Consider the following 14,217-nt stretch of genomic DNA (forward strand, 5'->3'; position numbering starts at 1 on the left):
GGCTCGACGGTGCACACTGGCGGCATGACAACCGCACTGGTGGCATACCTGCAGTTCCGCTCCTGCACGCGCGAGGCGATGGAGTTCTACCATTCGGTCTTCGGGGGCGAACTCGACGTCGCGAGCTTCGACGACTTCCAGATGCCCGTCGTCGAGGGCGAGGGGCATCTCGTGATGCACGCGCGACTGCGGACGCCCCGGGGTTTCGTCCTCATGGCCTCTGACACGCCCTCGGGGATGGATGTCTCCCCCGTCGGCGGCTTCTCTCTGGCGCTCACCGGCGACGAGGAGGACACGCTGCGCGAATGGTTCGACGCTCTCGCGGCGGGCGGCCGGATCGACATGCCGGTCGACGTGCCGCCGTGGGGCGGGCTCTACGGGACGCTCGTCGATCGCTTCGGCGTCGCGTGGATGGTCGCCGTCGGCGAGGGCGACTGAGCACTCCCCTAGGCTGGGCGCATGACGCAGACGGGAACCGGCTGGCCGCGAGGGCGCACCTACTGGGTGCTCGGGAGTCTGCTGCTCCTCGGGCTCGGCGTGCTCTTCGGACTGGTGTGGCAGAACGTTTGGCTCGGCATCGTCATCGCCGCCGCGGTGTCGGTGGGATGGCTGATCGCTTACGAATCGAGCCGCGGCCGCAACGTCGGCGTCAACGACGAAGACAACGGCATCCACCTCTGACGACGCAACGCGAGCACGGCGCCGGCGGGCCCGACCCGTCGCCGTGGACCGCGACCGGTGGATGCCGCCCGGATCGCACGGACGGCCCCTAGGCGCGCCCATCGGCGACGTACAGTTCGCACTCCGCGTCGTAGTAGTCCCTCGTAAGGCCCGCGGCAGACATTCCGATGCGCCCCGCCACGCCACCGGAGGCGGTGTTCGCCGGGTTGGTCACGGCGACGACGCGATCGATGCCGTGCCGATGGGCCAGGGAGAGCACCGCGGATGCCGCCTCGGTCGCGTACCCGTGTCCCCAGGCATCGGGGTGAAAGTGCCAGCCGAGCTCGATCTCCTCGTCGCGACCGGTCGCGACGGCCTCCGACCACGGGATGCGCTTGAGCAGCACCGAACCGATCCGCTTCCCGTCGGCGGTTTCGACGGCGCGCACGCCGAGAATCCCCGCGCCCATCCCCTGCCAGCGGTCGAGCAGGACGTCGACCTCGGCGGGATCCGTCATGACCTGACCGTTGGCGAGATACCGCCGCACCTGGGAACGACGGTACATGTCGAAGAGGAAGGCGCGATCGTCGTCGGAGCGCGTCCACTCGCGCAAGACCAGACGCTCGGTGGCGAGGTGCGTGCGCCGCATCGGCACGTGCGGGATCCCGTCCTCGGCGAAGGGCGCGCCCGACACGACGAAGCCGAACCGCCCGTACCAGGGAGCGAGGTGGGCCTGGGCATCCAGCAGGATCGGGATGCCGGGGGCCTCGGCATCCAGCACCTCGATCGCCGCTCGCATGAGCTGGGCGGCGATGCCGCGGCCTCGAGCTTCGGGGGCGGTGGCGACGCGACCGATGCGCGTGTTGGCGGGCTCGCGGAGCACACGGAGCGTCGCGAGGACGTCGTCGCCGTCTGCGGCCCAGAGCAACTCGGCGCCGGGTTCGATGTCTCGCCCGTCGATCTCGGGGTAGGCGGCCTCTTGCTCGACGACGAAGACGGCCACGCGCATCCAGAGGATGCGGTAGAGCGTGAGCGGGGCGATGTCGGCGACGGGCGAACGGTGCACGGAGACGGGCATCCTTCGACCGTACAACGCTGCCCCCTGGGCTCGCTCTCGGCCCGCGCCTGCTCGCGGAAGGCCCCGACGACCAACACGTGGGACCGGTGGATGCCGCCGATGGGCGACCTACCGAAGATGCTGACGGAGCCGGCGACCGCCCCCGTGTCTTGGCTGCTCGGGCCGAGAGGACAGACTGGACACATGGCCTCGATCCTCACCACCGCCGAAGAGTTGCACGACGCCCTCGCCACCGGCCGCTACGACGACGGCGGACCGGTCCGCCTGCTCGACGTGCGGTGGCGCCTCGACCGCCCCGACGGGCGCCCGGACTACCGCTCGGGCCACATCCCCGGGGCGCAGTACGTCGCCCTCGATCACGACCTCGCCGACCATGACGCTCCCGTCACCGAAGGTCGGCATCCGCTCCCCTCCATCGACGATCTGCAGGCGACGGCACGTCGATGGGGGATCGACGCCGGCGATACCGTCATCGTCTATGACGACGCGAAGAACATGGCGAGCGCCCGGGCCTGGTGGCTCCTGCGCTCTGCCGGCTTCGCCGACGTGCGTCTGCTCGACGGCGCCCTGCGCGCGTGGATCGATGCGGGTTACGAGACAGAGGAAGGGGATGCCGCGACCCCGGCACCCGGATCCGTCGAACTCTCCTACGGGGCACTCCCGTCGCTCGCGCTCGACGACGTCGCCGGATTCGCGGAACACGGACTGCTGCTCGACGCGCGGGCGGGCGAGCGCTACCGCGGCGAGACCGAGCCGATCGATCCGCGCGCAGGCCACGTCCCGGGAGCGGTGAGCGCACCGACCACCGAGAACACGAGCGAGGACGGACGGTTCCGTTCGCCCGAAGACCTGCGGTCGCGGTTCCGCATGCTCGGCGCCGAGGACGGCATGAGCGTCGGCGTCTACTGCGGGTCCGGGGTCACCGCGGCGCACCAGGCCGTTGCGCTCAGCCTCGCGGGCTTCGAGCCTCGACTGTTCCCGGGCTCGTGGAGTCAGTGGTCGAACCACCCCGAGCTGCCCGTGGCGACGGGGCCCGAGCCTCGTTAGAGCGGTCGCGCAGCTCCGTCACGGCGGCCGCACTGCACGAAGGCGGCTGAGCCTGCCGGGGCACGGGCTCCGCGGCTACGCCCAGAGGTCGCTGACCGGAATCTTCGCACCGAGCACGTTCTGCGCCGCGCGGTGCCCCGAGAGCAGGGCACCGGGGACCGTCGCGGGGTCGTCTCCCCACGTCGCCTCCCCGGCGAGATGCACGACGCCGTCGACGGGCTCGGCAAGATCGTCGTGGTCGGAACCGACGGAGCCGGGGAGCATGAAGGCATAGGAACCGCGCGAGAAGGGGTCGTCCTGCCAGCGGGTGACGACGGCACTCGTCGGTTCGGGCACGGTCTGGCCGTACAGACGCCGCAGCTGCGCCAGCGTCGAGGCGACGATCTGCTCATCGCTCCAGGTGCGCGTGGCGACCGCGGCGGGGCCGGCCGCGAAGGTGAGTAGCGCCGGCTCGTCGTGGAGTCGTCCGAGGTCGTACCAGGAGTGCCACCACTCCCCCTCGTCGCCGAGCTGACGGATGCCGTAGACCCCGGCATCCCAGAATCGTTCGGCGAAGCGCAGCACGACCTTCTCGAACGCGTTCATGCGAAGCAGACCGAGGGCGCGCTGGTGCGCCTCGGGAAGAGGGGGCTCGATCGACAGATCGCCCGCATGGAGGATCCCGACGGGGACCGTCACCACGACCTCGCGCGCCGCGAACGTTCCGCGGTCGCTCTCGACGACGACACCGGCGCTGGAGCGCTCGATGCGCGAGACGACGTGCTCCAGACGCACGTCGAGGCCCGCGGCGAGGTTCGTCGCGAGCTCGTCATAGCCGCGAGGGAAGACCACCTCGTCACCGTCGACGGTGTCGTCGTCGAGGCCGTGCGCCCCGAGCTCGCTCATGCCGATGCCGTACTGCTCCTGCGCCCGGCGGTCGTTGTACTCGCGCACGCGTTCCGCGCGCTCGGAATCCCAGTCCTGCTCGGCGAGAGCGCGCTCGACCGCTTCGGCGTAGGTCGCCTCGGGCTCGGCCCGGGCGATGACCTCGGTCAGCGTCGCATTGAGCGTGCGGATGTCGGCGGCGTACTGCCGCACCGCGTCGGAGCCCAGTCGCTGCCCACGGGCGTCGAAGTAGGAAAGAGGCCGAGAGTCGGGCTGGTACCCGCCGACGGTGAACTCGACCATGGGCATGCCGAAGGCGCGGGCCGCGGCGGCCACCGGACTGTCGTTGATGCCGTGGATCCATGAGGCACCGCGGTCGGTGACGTGCCCGCCGGAGCGATCGGTGAAGACGCGTCCGCCCACCCGGTCGCGGGCTTCGAGCACCACGACCCGGCGCCCGCCCCGCGCGATCAGGCGAGCGGCGGCGAGTCCCGCCACCCCCGCCCCGACGACGACGGTGTCGACGGTTTCCATGGGTCCTCCCGCGTGCTCGGTGTTGCGGCGACGCTACTGCGGGCAGCGGGGTCCGGGCATCCGCCACCCCGGCGCTCGGGAGGGGCAGGACTGGACGCGGTGTACAGCCCCTCTCGGCTCAGGCGACGGGCGCTTCTTCGTCGCGGCGCGTGGGCGCGAGGCCCCGGCGGCCGTAACGCAACCAGAAGAACAGATAGCACAGACCCACGAACGGGATGCCGAAGTACAGCGCCGCGACCTGGTTCGGGTCGAACGCGATCGCCACGATCGACGCGGTGAGCAGCACGAATGCGAGGATCGGCACGAGCGGATACATCGGCGTGCGGTAGGCGAGGGTCGAGAGGTCGCCGCCCTCGCGCAGGAACGCGCGCCGGTGGAAGAACTGCGCAGCGACGATCGCCATCCACACCGCCACGGCCGCGAACCCGGCGATCGACACGAGCACGATGTACACCGTCTCGGCTGCGACGACACTCGTGATGAGCGAGACGAGGCCGATCGCGAGGCTGACCACCAGAGCCACCATCGGGATGCCACGGCGCGTCAGCTTCGTGAACGCCCGCGGCGCATATCCCTCTTCGGCGAGCGAGAACAGCATGCGCGCACAGGAGTACAGGCCGCTGTTGCCGACCGAGAGCAGGGCGGTGATGACGACGAAGTTCATGATGTCGGCGGCATACGGCACCCCGACGATGTCGAAAACCTCGACGAAGGGGCTCTCGCTGACGCCGGCTTCGTCGTACGGCAACAGGGCGGCGATCACGACGATCGACCCGACGAACAGCACGAGCAGGCGGAGCACCGTCGAGCGCAGGGCCCGCGGGATGTTGCGGGCGGGGTCCTTCGTCTCACCGGCGGCGACTCCGACGATCTCGGCACCGCTGAAGGCGTAGAAGACGGCGAGCGAGGTGATGAGCACGCCGCCCAGACCGGCGGGCAGCAGCCCCTCGGGCGTGACGAAGTTGCTCAACAGCACCGCTTCGTGCGGCTCGGACGACAGAGGGGTGAAGCCGAAGATGGCCATGCCGCCGAGGACGATGAGCGCCACGATCGCGAGCACCTTGATGAGGGCGAACCAGAACTCGGTCTCGCCGAACACCCGCGCCGAGATGGCGTTGAGGGTGAACAGGATGGCGGCGAAGACGACGCACCACACCCACACATCGACGTTCGGGAACCACCTCTGCATGAGGATCCCGGATGCCGTGAACTCCGACCCGAGAGCCACGACCCAGCACAGCCAGTACAGCCAGGCCGTGGCGAAGCCGGTCGCCGGCCCCATGGTGCGCGCGGCGTAGATGTGGATCGAGCCCGACACGGGGTAGGTCACCGCGAGCTCGCCCAGGCACACCATGACCAGCCACACAACGAACGCACCGAGCAGGTACGCGAGCACGGCGCCGAGCGGACCCGCCTGCGCGATCGTGTACCCCGAGCTGAGGAAGAGTCCCGACCCGATGACGCCGCCGAGGGCGATCATGACGAGGTGGCGAGCATTCATCGCCCGACGGAGCTGCCGCGGCTCGGACGACCCGGCGGTCTCGACGGAGGGACCCGAGGGTCGGTTCATGAGGGATCTCGCATTCGTCCTCGAGCCCGCGCGTTCGGGCGACCGCAGGTCAGAGTAGTTCATGAGCGCTGGCTACGCTGATCGAGGCGCGCGCACCGAGTCCGGAAGGTGCGACAGGAAGGACGCCGTCATGGCCGAACGCCCCGACCGCACCGACAGCGGCACCCTCGCCGAGGCGAGCCTCGCCGTGCACGGCGGCAAGCTGCTCGACAGCACGAGGGCGTTGCGCACGCCGCTGGTCATGTCGAACTCGTACGAGCTACCCGAGGACCCGAGCGAGATCAGCTGGTCGGCCACCGCGCCCGGGCTCTACACGCGCAATACGGGCGTCAACCAACTCGCGCTGGAGCGCAAGCTCGCCGCCCTCGAGGGCGGCGAAGAGGCCGTGGCCCTCGCCTCGGGCGTCGCCGCGCTTCACGCGGTCTTCTTCACGCACGTGAGCGCGGGCGATCACGTCGTCGTGAGCGATGTCGTCTACGAAGCGACCTGGCGTCTGTGGACCGAGCTGCTCCCCCGGCGCTACGGCATCCGGGCCACCTTCGTGGACATCTCGGATCCGGATGCCGTCCGCGCGGCCATGCGACCCGAGACACGGCTCGTGTGCGTCGAGGCGATCGCGAACCCGACGACGAAGGTGACCGATGTCGCGGCCGTCGCCGAGATCACCCATGCCGCCGGGGCCCTGCTCATGGTGGATTCGACCTTCACCCCTCCGCCGTTCTACCAACCGCTGGCGGACGGCGCCGACCTGGTCGTGCACTCGCTGACGAAATACATCAACGGACACGGCGATGCGATGGGCGGGGCGGTGATCGGAAGGTCCGAGCTGATCGAGCCGATCAAGGCCGACGCGATGGTCGACGTCGGCGGGGTGATCTCGCCCTTCAACGCGTGGATGATCGAGCGCGGATCGGTCACGCTTCCCCTGCGCCTGCGCCAGCACCTCTCGTCGGCGGAGCGAGTTGCCGCATTCCTCGACGCCGACCCGCGGGTGGCGTTCGTCGCCTACCCGGGGCTCGAGTCCCATCGCGAGCATGGGATCGCGCGACGCCAGTTCGGCGGGCGGGGGTACGGCGGAACGCTGGCCTTCGCCATCGACGGCGGTCCCGAGGCGCAGAACCGCTTCGTCGCGCACCTGCGGTTGATCACCTCGGGCTTCTCGCTCGGGCACGACGACAGCCTGATCGTGCACACCGCCGCCGACGGGCCGCGAACGGCGACCTACCCGGAGGAGTTCCGACGGTACGGACACCTGCGCCTGTCGGTCGGGCTCGAAGATCCCGACGACCTCCTCGCCGACCTCGCGGCGGCGTTGGAGGCGTCGGAGGTCTGAGCGCTCAGGCGTCGGGGAACAACTCGTCGATGGTCGTCAGCACGCCGTGGTCGAGGTGGGAGGGGGCACGGTATCGGGCGCGCGCGACGACCTCGGGATGGGCTTCACGCATCGCGTACGACCAGTCCGCGGCATCCAGCATCTCGAGATCGTTGAGGTAGTCGCCGAACGCCGCCGTCTACGCCGACGTGAGGCCGAGGGCCTTCTGAAGGCGGCGAAGGGCCGCGCCCTTGTCGACGTCGACGTTCATGATGTCGACCCAGTGGCGCCCCGACACCACGACGCGGTGCGTACGGGCGATCTCGTCGAGGGCGGGCGCGACGCTGTGCTCGGCGACGGCGAAGTCGTAGATCGCGATCTTGAGAACGTCGTCGTCGACCGCGAGCACGTCGTCCACGGCTTCGAGGGCCGCGTAGTACGCGTCGGCCTCGGCACGGAAGGCATCGTCTGTGCGCTCGATGTACGCCGAACGCTTCCCGCACAGCACGACACCCAGGTCGTACCCCCGCTGACCCAGGTCGCGAAGGTGCCGGATGACGCGCTCGACGACGACGCGGTCGATGCTGTCGGATGACACCTCGACGCCCTTGCTCACGACGTAGGCACCGTTCTCGGCGATGAACGTCATCTCACCGGCTGCGTCGCCGAACGAGCGCTGCAGTGTGGCGAGCTGTCGCCCCGAAGCCGGCACGAAGGCGACCCCGCGCTCCGCCAGGCGCGGCAGGAGCGTCCAGAGTGGTGCGGGGATGTTCCCCTCACCGTCGAGGAGGGTGCCGTCCATGTCAACGGCGATGAGGCGGATGTCGTGGGGCACGGTTCCATCCTCGCAGGCGGCTCACCGACGTCCGGGCCCGAGGCGCCCGACGTGGGGCTCGAGGTGGGTCCCGACACGGGGATGACACACGGGTGAGCAGGCGGTGCTGATTGACTCGAGGAATGAGCCTCGAGCGGTGTCGACCGACGGACGTCGACGCATTGACCGACTTTCTCGCTGCCGTCGACCTCACCCTGAGCGGCCTGGATGCACCGACGGTGCGGCTCTGGATCGAGCGCGACGCCACGGGGACGGTGACGGGAAGCACCGGGTACGAACTGAGCGGCGACGGCCGCCACGCCCTGATCCGCAGCGTCGCCGTCAGCCCGCACGCACGTTCTCGGGGGCGCGGGACCGGGCTGGCGCGCTTCGCTCTTGCGCGGGCCGCCGACGAGGGCGCGTCGCGGGCGTGGTTGTTCAGTCGGCGCTCGGGGCCGTTCTGGAGGAGCCTGGGCTTCGTCCCCGCCGATCGCGACGACCTGGCTGCGGCGCTGGCGGACACCCATCAGGTGCGCCTGTTCTCGAGCACGGGCCAGCTGGACCGTGAGGTGGCATGGTCCCGCGCACTGGCTCGAGGGGAGTCCGACGGAAGGCCTGACCACGGACGCAACCTATGAAACAGAGAAGAACGCTGCGACACCTCTTCCGCACCGTTACCTCACCGTTATAGAGTGCTCGCACGGTAGTTGTTTTGCTGTGGCAGCTGCCGACATGTGATTGCAGGACACTCTGGTGCAGGAAAGGGCCGGTCGGGAATCTCCCGACCGGCCCTTCGTCCGTTCCGTGCCCGCCGTCGCCCCTGCGTCGGCGCTCACAAGGCAGGATGAAGACGTGAAGGACGACGACCTGACCGAACCCGACGGACGCCTCGTGCTCGTGCGCCACGGCGAGACCGAGTGGAGCCGCACGGGCAAGCACACGGGACTCACCGACATCCCCCTCACCGAGACGGGCGCCTACAAGGCCGAGCTCGCGGGTACCCTCCTGGCGACCCGCCATTACGACCTCGTGCTCACGAGCCCCCTGGAGCGCGCCGTCGAGACCGCCCGTCGCGCGGGGTACCCCGGCGCGCAGCCGGAGCCGCGCCTCGTCGAGTGGGATTACGGCGCGTACGAGGGCTTGACCACGCCCGAGATCGTCGAGCAGCTCGGCCGCCCGTGGACGATCTGGCAAGCGGGCGCCCCCGCCGGGGCCACCCCGGGCGAAACGGTGGAGCAGGTCACGGCTCGCGCCGAATCCCTCCTCGACGACCTCCGCCCGCGCGTGCGCGCGGGAGAACAGGTGCTGGTGTTCTCCCACTCGCACTTCCTGCGCGCCCTCGCGGGCGCGTGGCTGGGTCTGACGGCCGCGGGCGGCCGGTACTTCGTGTTGGGCACTTCCGCGGTCAGCGAGCTCGGCTTCGAGCACGGCTCCGAGGTCATCACGCAGTGGAACCACGTGCGCGGGCGCTGACATCAGCCCGGTCGAAAGAGATCACGAAAATATAACGGCAGCCTCTTCCCCTCCGTTACCTCACCGTTATAGAGTGCAAGCACGGTAGTTGTTTTGCTGTGGCAGCTACCGACATGTGATTGCAGGACACTCTTGGTGCAGGGACAAGGGCCGGTCGGAAGCCTCTCCGACCGGCCCTTACTCTTGCGTCACACGCGGGACGAACGGGTTGCCGACGGCTCTACGCTGAACGTATGACCGATCGCCGTCTCGCCGTGCAGGCCTGGGAGAGCCTCTTCCGCGCTCAGCACGAAGTCTTCGAAGACATCCGGTCGGATTTCGACAGCACCGAGTTGACCCAGGCGGAGTACGACGTGCTCCTCACCGTCACGCGGGCGCCTCGCATGACGGCGCGCTTGCGCGACGTGACCGGCAACATGCTCATCAGCCAGCCGAGCGTCTCGCGCCTGGTCGAGCGCATGGTCTCCCGGGGGCTGCTGACCAAGTGCGCCGACCCCGAAGACGGGCGCGGCTCGCTGGTGACCGCCACCGAGAACGGCGCCGTCATGTTCCGCCGCCTCGCCGCCGCGCACGGCCGCTCGATCGCCGAGCGCATGGCCCGTCTCGACAACGACGAGCTCGCGCAGCTCCACGTGCTCACCGCGAAGCTGCGCGGACGGGACTGACCCCCGGTCGGTGCACTTCAGCACTCGATGACGTTCACCGCGAGACCGCCCTCGCTGGTCTCCTTGTACTTCGTCGACATGTCGATACCGGTCTGACGCATCGTCTCGACCACGGCATCCAGCGACACATAGTGCGACCCGTCGCCCCGCAGCGCGAGCCGCGCCGCCGTCACGGCCGTGGATGCGGCGATCGCGTTGCGCTCGATGCAGGGGATCTGCACGAGGCCGCCCACCGGGTCGCACGTGAGCCCGAGGTGATGCTCCATCGCGATCTCGGCGGCGTTCTCGATCTGCCGGTTCGTTCCGCCCATCACCGCGGTGAGGCCCCCGGCGGCCATCGCGCACGCCGAGCCGACCTCCGCCTGGCACCCGCCCTCGGCGCCGGAGATCGACGCGTTGGCCTTGAAGAGCGACCCCAGCGCCGTCGCGGTGAGGAGGAACCGGCGGATACCGCGTCGGCGGTTGGCCTCGGCCACGTCACCGTCGTCCCATCCCGCCACTTCGCCGCGCGTCACCGCGTGTCCGTCGTAGCCGAGCAGTGCACTGCCCACGAGCTCGCCGTAGGGCGTGACAGCGTTGCCGGCGCCGAGACCCGAGTCGGCCAGGAACCGCCACCAGTACATCGCCACCGCGGGCAGGATGCCCGCCGCGCCGTTCGTGGGCGCCGTGACGACGCGCCCACCGGCGGCGTTCTCCTCGTTGACCGCGAGGGCGAAGGCGCCGAGCCACTCCCCCGGAAGTTCCCGGTGCCCCTCGGCCTCTATGGCATCCAGCTGCCCTCGAATGACCGCGGCTCGCCGTTTCACTTTCAGGATGCCGGGGAGCACGCCGTCGTTCTCGAGCCCCGCAGTCACACACGCCGCCATGGCGTCCCAGATGCGGTCCAGACCCGCCGCGATCTCTTCGTCCGAGCGGAGTGCGGCCTCGTTCAGGCGCGCCGCCTCGGCGATCGTGATGCCGCGCTCGTCACACAGCTCGATCAGGGTCGCCGCGTCGTCGAAGTCGAGCGGCACCGGCGCTGCGGCCACGCGCGCCGGCTCGCCCTCGCGGCGGATGAAGCCGCCGCCGATCGAGTAGAACGTGTCCTCCGCGACGACAGCTCCCTCGCTGTCGCGGGCGATGAGCGTCATCGCGTTCGGGTGGCCGGGCAGGCGCGTGCGTGGCTCGAGAACGATGTCGGTCTTGCGGAACGGGATCCCGTGCCGGCCCGCGAGCGCCAGGCTCTGCCCCTCGGGCCAATCCGACCACGCCCGCCGGACGGCATCCGGATCGACGGTCTCGGGATCGAGACCCTGCAGACCCGCCACGACCGCGTCGGGGGTGCCGTGGCCGATACCTGTCGCACCGAGCGAGCCGTAGAGGGCGCACGAGACGGATGCCACCGTGTCGAGGACGCCGTCGTCCTCGAGTCGCGCGACGAAGTGGAGGGCGGCCTTCATGGGGCCGACGGTGTGGGAGCTCGAGGGTCCGATCCCAATGGAGAACAACTCGAACGCGGAGGTGTATGCGCTCATGCGGCCAGCGTACGTCGCGCCCCGTCAAGACACCTGGTCGCCACCACCGCGCCACGCCCGGGATGCACGCCGTTCCGGGCCGATTAGACGTCTCCGTCGGCCCCGGCTATGCTGGACCACGGCCTGCGCGCCGTTTCGCGCGGAGGCCCTGCGCCCGTAGCTCAATGGATAGAGCATCTGACTACGGATCAGAAGGTTAGGGGTTCGAGTCCCTTCGGGCGCACACTGTGTTGAGACAGTAAGAGAAGCCCTGGCGTGAGGAAACTCCGCCGGGGCTTTTTCTCTGCCCGGGTGCCGAGACCCCGGCCGAGCCACGAGCCCTCAGGCCTCGTCCGGGTGTGCCGCGCGCGGGAACGGGGTCAGCGCGCGGTGGATTTCTTCTTCTTGCCGCTCTTGCCCGATTCGGCTGCGTCGCTCGGCTCCTTCGCCTCGTCTGCAGCGGCGCGATCCTTCGCCCGGCGCTTCGCCTGCGAGGCGAGGCGGGCGAGGTCGACCATGCGAAGGGCGTCCATGCGCGCCTTGCGCATCTGGGCGTACTCGGGATCGGCATCCGCCGTCATGCCCTCGACGTCGAGTCGTTGGCTGAGGTTCGCCTCGACATCACCCCAGGCGGCGATCCGCGCATCGCCGACCAGCGCCTTCACCCGCTCGGGATCGTCGGCGAGCGCACGCAGTTCTTTCGCGACGCCGCGGGACTGCTTCGCGCGACGACGAAGGTTGCGCGTGTCGCGGTCGCGGTAATCGTGGGTGCCCGACGAGTCGGAGAACCGGCCCCAGGCGCGCTTGCGCTGATGCGTCACGCGCTCGGCCGCCTGGTCCTGCTCGTCGGCGAGAGAACGCAGCGTCTCACGCGCCAACTCGGCGAAGACCTCGCCGTCGAACTGACCACCGCGAGCGATCGTGTCGACGAGGATCCGGTTGCGCACGGCGAGCCGCGCCGCGGCTGTCGCGATCGACAGTCCCTCGGCGATGGCCTCCTTCGTGCGCCCCACGTGACCTCCCCGTCCAGGCTATCGCCCGGGGCGCATCGGCCGCTCAGGTGAGCTTCGCCACGACGGTTTCGATGCGACGGGTGCGGGTGTCGGCGGTCTTCGCTGCAGCGACGTTCGTCACGTGCGCCTTACGCGCGCTCGGCGAGAGTGCGTCGAACGCCTCGCGCACGCCCGCGGAGCCGAGGGCCGCGGCCAGGTCGTCGGGCACCTCCACCGTGCGGGGCACCGTGTCGAGGGTGAGCTCGACGGAGATGGCATCCCCTCCCGACAATCCCGTGGCGGCGCGTTTATCGGCGGAGAAGGGGATGAGCGATTTCCCACCCATCGCTCCGATCGTGCTGGGGAAGGTGAACCCGTTCACGTCGACGACGACAGCGGCACGCTTCCCGCCGCCCAGACCGTCGATCACCTCGGGCGGTACCGCGATCCCCGTGTTGTTGCCCATCTGCAGCAGGGTCGTCTCGAAACGCATGGCGAGAGTGTGGCAGACAACCGACTATGTGACCAGCAGCCGAAATGCAATCCCCTCCGCCCGCACGGGGGGTCTGTCTATCGTCTCTTCTGTTGCGGAGGGCCTCGGAGAGTACTCGGGGGCCTTCTGTCGTTTCCGCGCTCATAGCGGACATAACCGGTGCGCGCAAAGCCCAATCCGAATTGAGCATTGTCTCCGAAGATGTGGTGAAGCGACCGGACGGTCGCTGCCAACAATCTGGGAGGTTCATCATGAGCTCGTCACCCAACCGTCTCGTGGCCACCGTCTTCGGCGCTGTCTACCTGCTCGTCGGTCTGCTCGGCTTCGCCGTCACCGGCGGGGTCGGTTTCATCGCGACACAGGGCGGACTGCTCCTCGGCATCTTCGAGGTCAACCCGCTGCACAACATCGCCCACCTTCTGATCGGTGCCGCGCTGCTGGTCGCCGGTCTGGCCAACGCTCGCGCCGCCAAGGGCGTCAACACGACCGTCGGTGCTGTCTACCTGCTCCTCGGTATCGTGGGCTTCTTCCTGGTCGGCACCGCCGCGAACATCCTCGCGCTGAACGTGCCCGACCACTTCCTCCACCTCGCCAGCGCCGTCGTGCTGCTGGGTGTCGGCCTCGGCACCGAGCGCAACGTCCCGCGTACCGCGGCGGTCTGAGCATGACTGCTGCGACCTTCGTGAGGTCGTGGCCCTCCGTATCCGCGTGGGGGGCCGGTCTCATCACCGCCGCCCTCGGCGCGGGTGCCGTCATCCGTCCCGATTCCGGGGCCGTCGCAAGCGGCCTCGGAATCGGGATGGTGATTCTCGGCCTCGCCTCCCTCACCTGGGGAGCGGCCACCCTGTCGGCGGGGCGACTCGTGGTCCCGCGCACCGCTCTGGCGGGCGCCCTCGCCGCTCTCGCGCTCACGACGGCCCTGATGTTCGCCGCACCGGCGCACACGAGCATCCTCGGCGTCGCTGCGGCATCCGCTCTGCTCGTCGTCGTGGGAGCCACCGCTGCCGTCCACCTTCGTCGCGCGAGCCGCGGCCCCGGTGCGACGCGCACCGCTCAGCCGATGAGCGTCATCGGACTCCTCGTCGCCGCCGCCGTCATCGCCGTGGTCGTCACCCCCGCTCTCGGGGCGACGCAGAACGCCGTGCTGCTGCGCGACGACGGCACCGTCCCCGTCATCTCCCACGAGGGACACTGAGCACTTTCCCGGGGCCCACCCGCTCAG

15 protein-coding genes, 1 tRNA gene and 1 pseudogene are annotated in these 14,217 nt (G+C 69.8%); 10 read left to right on the forward strand and 7 right to left on the reverse strand.

Going from position 1 to position 14,217, the window contains the following annotated elements:
- Nucleotides 1–24 precede the first annotated feature (24 nt).
- Together NE358_RS13820 and NE358_RS13825 are read left to right on the forward strand one after the other, a co-directional pair.
- Entirely contained in the window at nucleotides 25–438 is a 414-nt protein-coding gene (locus NE358_RS13820; RefSeq protein ID WP_103206404.1) for a VOC family protein, read from the forward strand.
- Nucleotides 439–459: 21 nt separating this feature from the next.
- Complete coding sequence (locus tag NE358_RS13825; RefSeq protein ID WP_103205829.1) at nucleotides 460–681, forward strand: hypothetical protein; 222 nt, start codon at nucleotides 460–462, stop codon at nucleotides 679–681.
- An 88-nt stretch (nucleotides 682–769) separates the two neighbouring features.
- Here the strand turns inward: NE358_RS13825 and NE358_RS13830 are convergent, their stop codons facing one another.
- The gene (locus NE358_RS13830; protein WP_353853274.1) at nucleotides 770–1,738 is read right to left on the reverse strand and encodes a GNAT family N-acetyltransferase; all 969 of its coding nucleotides are present in this window, start codon (nucleotides 1,736–1,738) and stop codon (nucleotides 770–772) included.
- Nucleotides 1,739–1,921: 183 nt separating this feature from the next.
- Here NE358_RS13830 and NE358_RS13835 point away from each other — a divergent pair, with 183 nt between their 5' ends.
- On the forward strand, nucleotides 1,922–2,785 hold the full coding sequence (locus tag NE358_RS13835) for a sulfurtransferase (RefSeq protein ID WP_116239308.1): 864 nt from the start codon (nucleotides 1,922–1,924) through the stop codon (nucleotides 2,783–2,785).
- 75 nt (nucleotides 2,786–2,860) lie between these two features.
- Here the strand turns inward: NE358_RS13835 and NE358_RS13840 are convergent, their stop codons facing one another.
- Both NE358_RS13840 and NE358_RS13845 read right to left on the reverse strand, forming a co-directional pair.
- Entirely contained in the window at nucleotides 2,861–4,183 is a 1,323-nt protein-coding gene (locus NE358_RS13840; RefSeq protein ID WP_289939421.1) for a flavin monoamine oxidase family protein, read from the reverse strand.
- 118 nt (nucleotides 4,184–4,301) lie between these two features.
- Nucleotides 4,302–5,816, reverse strand: a complete 1,515-nt coding sequence (locus NE358_RS13845) for an amino acid permease (RefSeq protein ID WP_499317967.1) — start codon at nucleotides 5,814–5,816, stop codon at nucleotides 4,302–4,304.
- Between the two features lie 67 nt (nucleotides 5,817–5,883).
- On the opposite strand from NE358_RS13845, the gene NE358_RS13850 reads away from it, so the two are divergent.
- A complete protein-coding gene (locus tag NE358_RS13850; protein ID WP_289939423.1) occupies nucleotides 5,884–7,086 on the forward strand; it encodes a trans-sulfuration enzyme family protein in 1,203 nt (400 codons plus the stop codon).
- Between the two features lie 4 nt (nucleotides 7,087–7,090).
- On the opposite strand, the pseudogene NE358_RS13855 reads toward NE358_RS13850, so the two are convergent.
- Nucleotides 7,091–7,900 (reverse strand): annotated as a pseudogene (locus NE358_RS13855) (Cof-type HAD-IIB family hydrolase).
- Between the two features lie 122 nt (nucleotides 7,901–8,022).
- On the opposite strand from NE358_RS13855, the gene NE358_RS13860 reads away from it, so the two are divergent.
- The 3 genes from NE358_RS13860 to NE358_RS13870 all read left to right on the forward strand — a co-directional run bounded on the left by NE358_RS13860 (nucleotide 8,023) and on the right by NE358_RS13870 (nucleotide 10,017).
- The gene (locus NE358_RS13860; protein WP_289939425.1) at nucleotides 8,023–8,517 is read left to right on the forward strand and encodes a GNAT family N-acetyltransferase; all 495 of its coding nucleotides are present in this window, start codon (nucleotides 8,023–8,025) and stop codon (nucleotides 8,515–8,517) included.
- Nucleotides 8,518–8,731: 214 nt separating this feature from the next.
- Entirely contained in the window at nucleotides 8,732–9,352 is a 621-nt protein-coding gene (locus NE358_RS13865) for a histidine phosphatase family protein (protein ID WP_103205823.1), read from the forward strand.
- Between the two features lie 233 nt (nucleotides 9,353–9,585).
- Nucleotides 9,586–10,017 carry a MarR family winged helix-turn-helix transcriptional regulator gene (locus NE358_RS13870; RefSeq protein WP_141377522.1) on the forward strand — a complete coding sequence of 144 codons (432 nt, stop codon included), beginning with the start codon at nucleotides 9,586–9,588 and terminating at the stop codon, nucleotides 10,015–10,017.
- Between the two features lie 17 nt (nucleotides 10,018–10,034).
- Here NE358_RS13870 and NE358_RS13875 read toward each other — a convergent pair whose 3' ends face one another.
- Entirely contained in the window at nucleotides 10,035–11,531 is a 1,497-nt protein-coding gene (locus NE358_RS13875) for an L-serine ammonia-lyase, iron-sulfur-dependent, subunit alpha (RefSeq protein WP_103205821.1), read from the reverse strand.
- Between the two features lie 150 nt (nucleotides 11,532–11,681).
- Between NE358_RS13875 and NE358_RS13880 the strand changes: the two genes are divergently transcribed.
- Nucleotides 11,682–11,754 (forward strand) — tRNA-Arg (locus NE358_RS13880).
- A 136-nt stretch (nucleotides 11,755–11,890) separates the two neighbouring features.
- On the opposite strand, the gene NE358_RS13885 is transcribed toward NE358_RS13880, so the two are convergent.
- Both NE358_RS13885 and NE358_RS13890 read right to left on the reverse strand, forming a co-directional pair.
- Nucleotides 11,891–12,523, reverse strand: coding sequence for an asparagine synthase (locus NE358_RS13885; RefSeq protein WP_103205820.1), 633 nt, complete (start codon nucleotides 12,521–12,523; stop codon nucleotides 11,891–11,893).
- 43 nt (nucleotides 12,524–12,566) lie between these two features.
- A complete protein-coding gene (locus NE358_RS13890; protein ID WP_289939437.1) occupies nucleotides 12,567–12,995 on the reverse strand; it encodes a YdeI/OmpD-associated family protein in 429 nt (142 codons plus the stop codon).
- A 251-nt stretch (nucleotides 12,996–13,246) separates the two neighbouring features.
- Here NE358_RS13890 and NE358_RS13895 point away from each other — a divergent pair, with 251 nt between their 5' ends.
- Both NE358_RS13895 and NE358_RS13900 read left to right on the forward strand, forming a co-directional pair.
- Nucleotides 13,247–13,657: a DUF4383 domain-containing protein gene (locus tag NE358_RS13895; RefSeq protein WP_103205818.1), complete on the forward strand. Its 411-nt coding sequence runs from the start codon at nucleotides 13,247–13,249 to the stop codon at nucleotides 13,655–13,657.
- A 2-nt stretch (nucleotides 13,658–13,659) separates the two neighbouring features.
- Nucleotides 13,660–14,190 carry a hypothetical protein gene (locus NE358_RS13900; protein WP_103205817.1) on the forward strand — a complete coding sequence of 177 codons (531 nt, stop codon included), beginning with the start codon at nucleotides 13,660–13,662 and terminating at the stop codon, nucleotides 14,188–14,190.
- Nucleotides 14,191–14,217: the final 27 nt, after the last annotated feature.

Source organism: Sphingomonas sp. G5, from assembly GCF_052660795.1.

Bases quoted from the DNA above. Each gene is read 5' to 3' on its own strand.
- NE358_RS13820 (WP_103206404.1), top strand. From the start codon at position 25: ATGACAACCGCACTGGTGGCATACCTGCAGTTCCGCTCCTGCACGCGC.
- NE358_RS13825 (WP_103205829.1), top strand. From the start codon at position 460: ATGACGCAGACGGGAACCGGCTGGCCGCGAGGGCGCACCTACTGGGTG.
- NE358_RS13830 (WP_353853274.1), bottom strand. From the start codon at position 1,738: ATGCCCGTCTCCGTGCACCGTTCGCCCGTCGCCGACATCGCCCCGCTC.
- NE358_RS13835 (WP_116239308.1), top strand. From the start codon at position 1,922: ATGGCCTCGATCCTCACCACCGCCGAAGAGTTGCACGACGCCCTCGCC.
- NE358_RS13840 (WP_289939421.1), bottom strand. From the start codon at position 4,183: ATGGAAACCGTCGACACCGTCGTCGTCGGGGCGGGGGTGGCGGGACTC.
- NE358_RS13845 (WP_499317967.1), bottom strand. From the start codon at position 5,816: ATGAACTACTCTGACCTGCGGTCGCCCGAACGCGCGGGCTCGAGGACG.
- NE358_RS13850 (WP_289939423.1), top strand. From the start codon at position 5,884: ATGGCCGAACGCCCCGACCGCACCGACAGCGGCACCCTCGCCGAGGCG.
- NE358_RS13860 (WP_289939425.1), top strand. From the start codon at position 8,023: ATGAGCCTCGAGCGGTGTCGACCGACGGACGTCGACGCATTGACCGAC.
- NE358_RS13870 (WP_141377522.1), top strand. From the start codon at position 9,586: ATGACCGATCGCCGTCTCGCCGTGCAGGCCTGGGAGAGCCTCTTCCGC.
- NE358_RS13875 (WP_103205821.1), bottom strand. From the start codon at position 11,531: ATGAGCGCATACACCTCCGCGTTCGAGTTGTTCTCCATTGGGATCGGA.
- NE358_RS13890 (WP_289939437.1), bottom strand. From the start codon at position 12,995: ATGCGTTTCGAGACGACCCTGCTGCAGATGGGCAACAACACGGGGATC.
- NE358_RS13895 (WP_103205818.1), top strand. From the start codon at position 13,247: ATGAGCTCGTCACCCAACCGTCTCGTGGCCACCGTCTTCGGCGCTGTC.
- NE358_RS13900 (WP_103205817.1), top strand. From the start codon at position 13,660: ATGACTGCTGCGACCTTCGTGAGGTCGTGGCCCTCCGTATCCGCGTGG.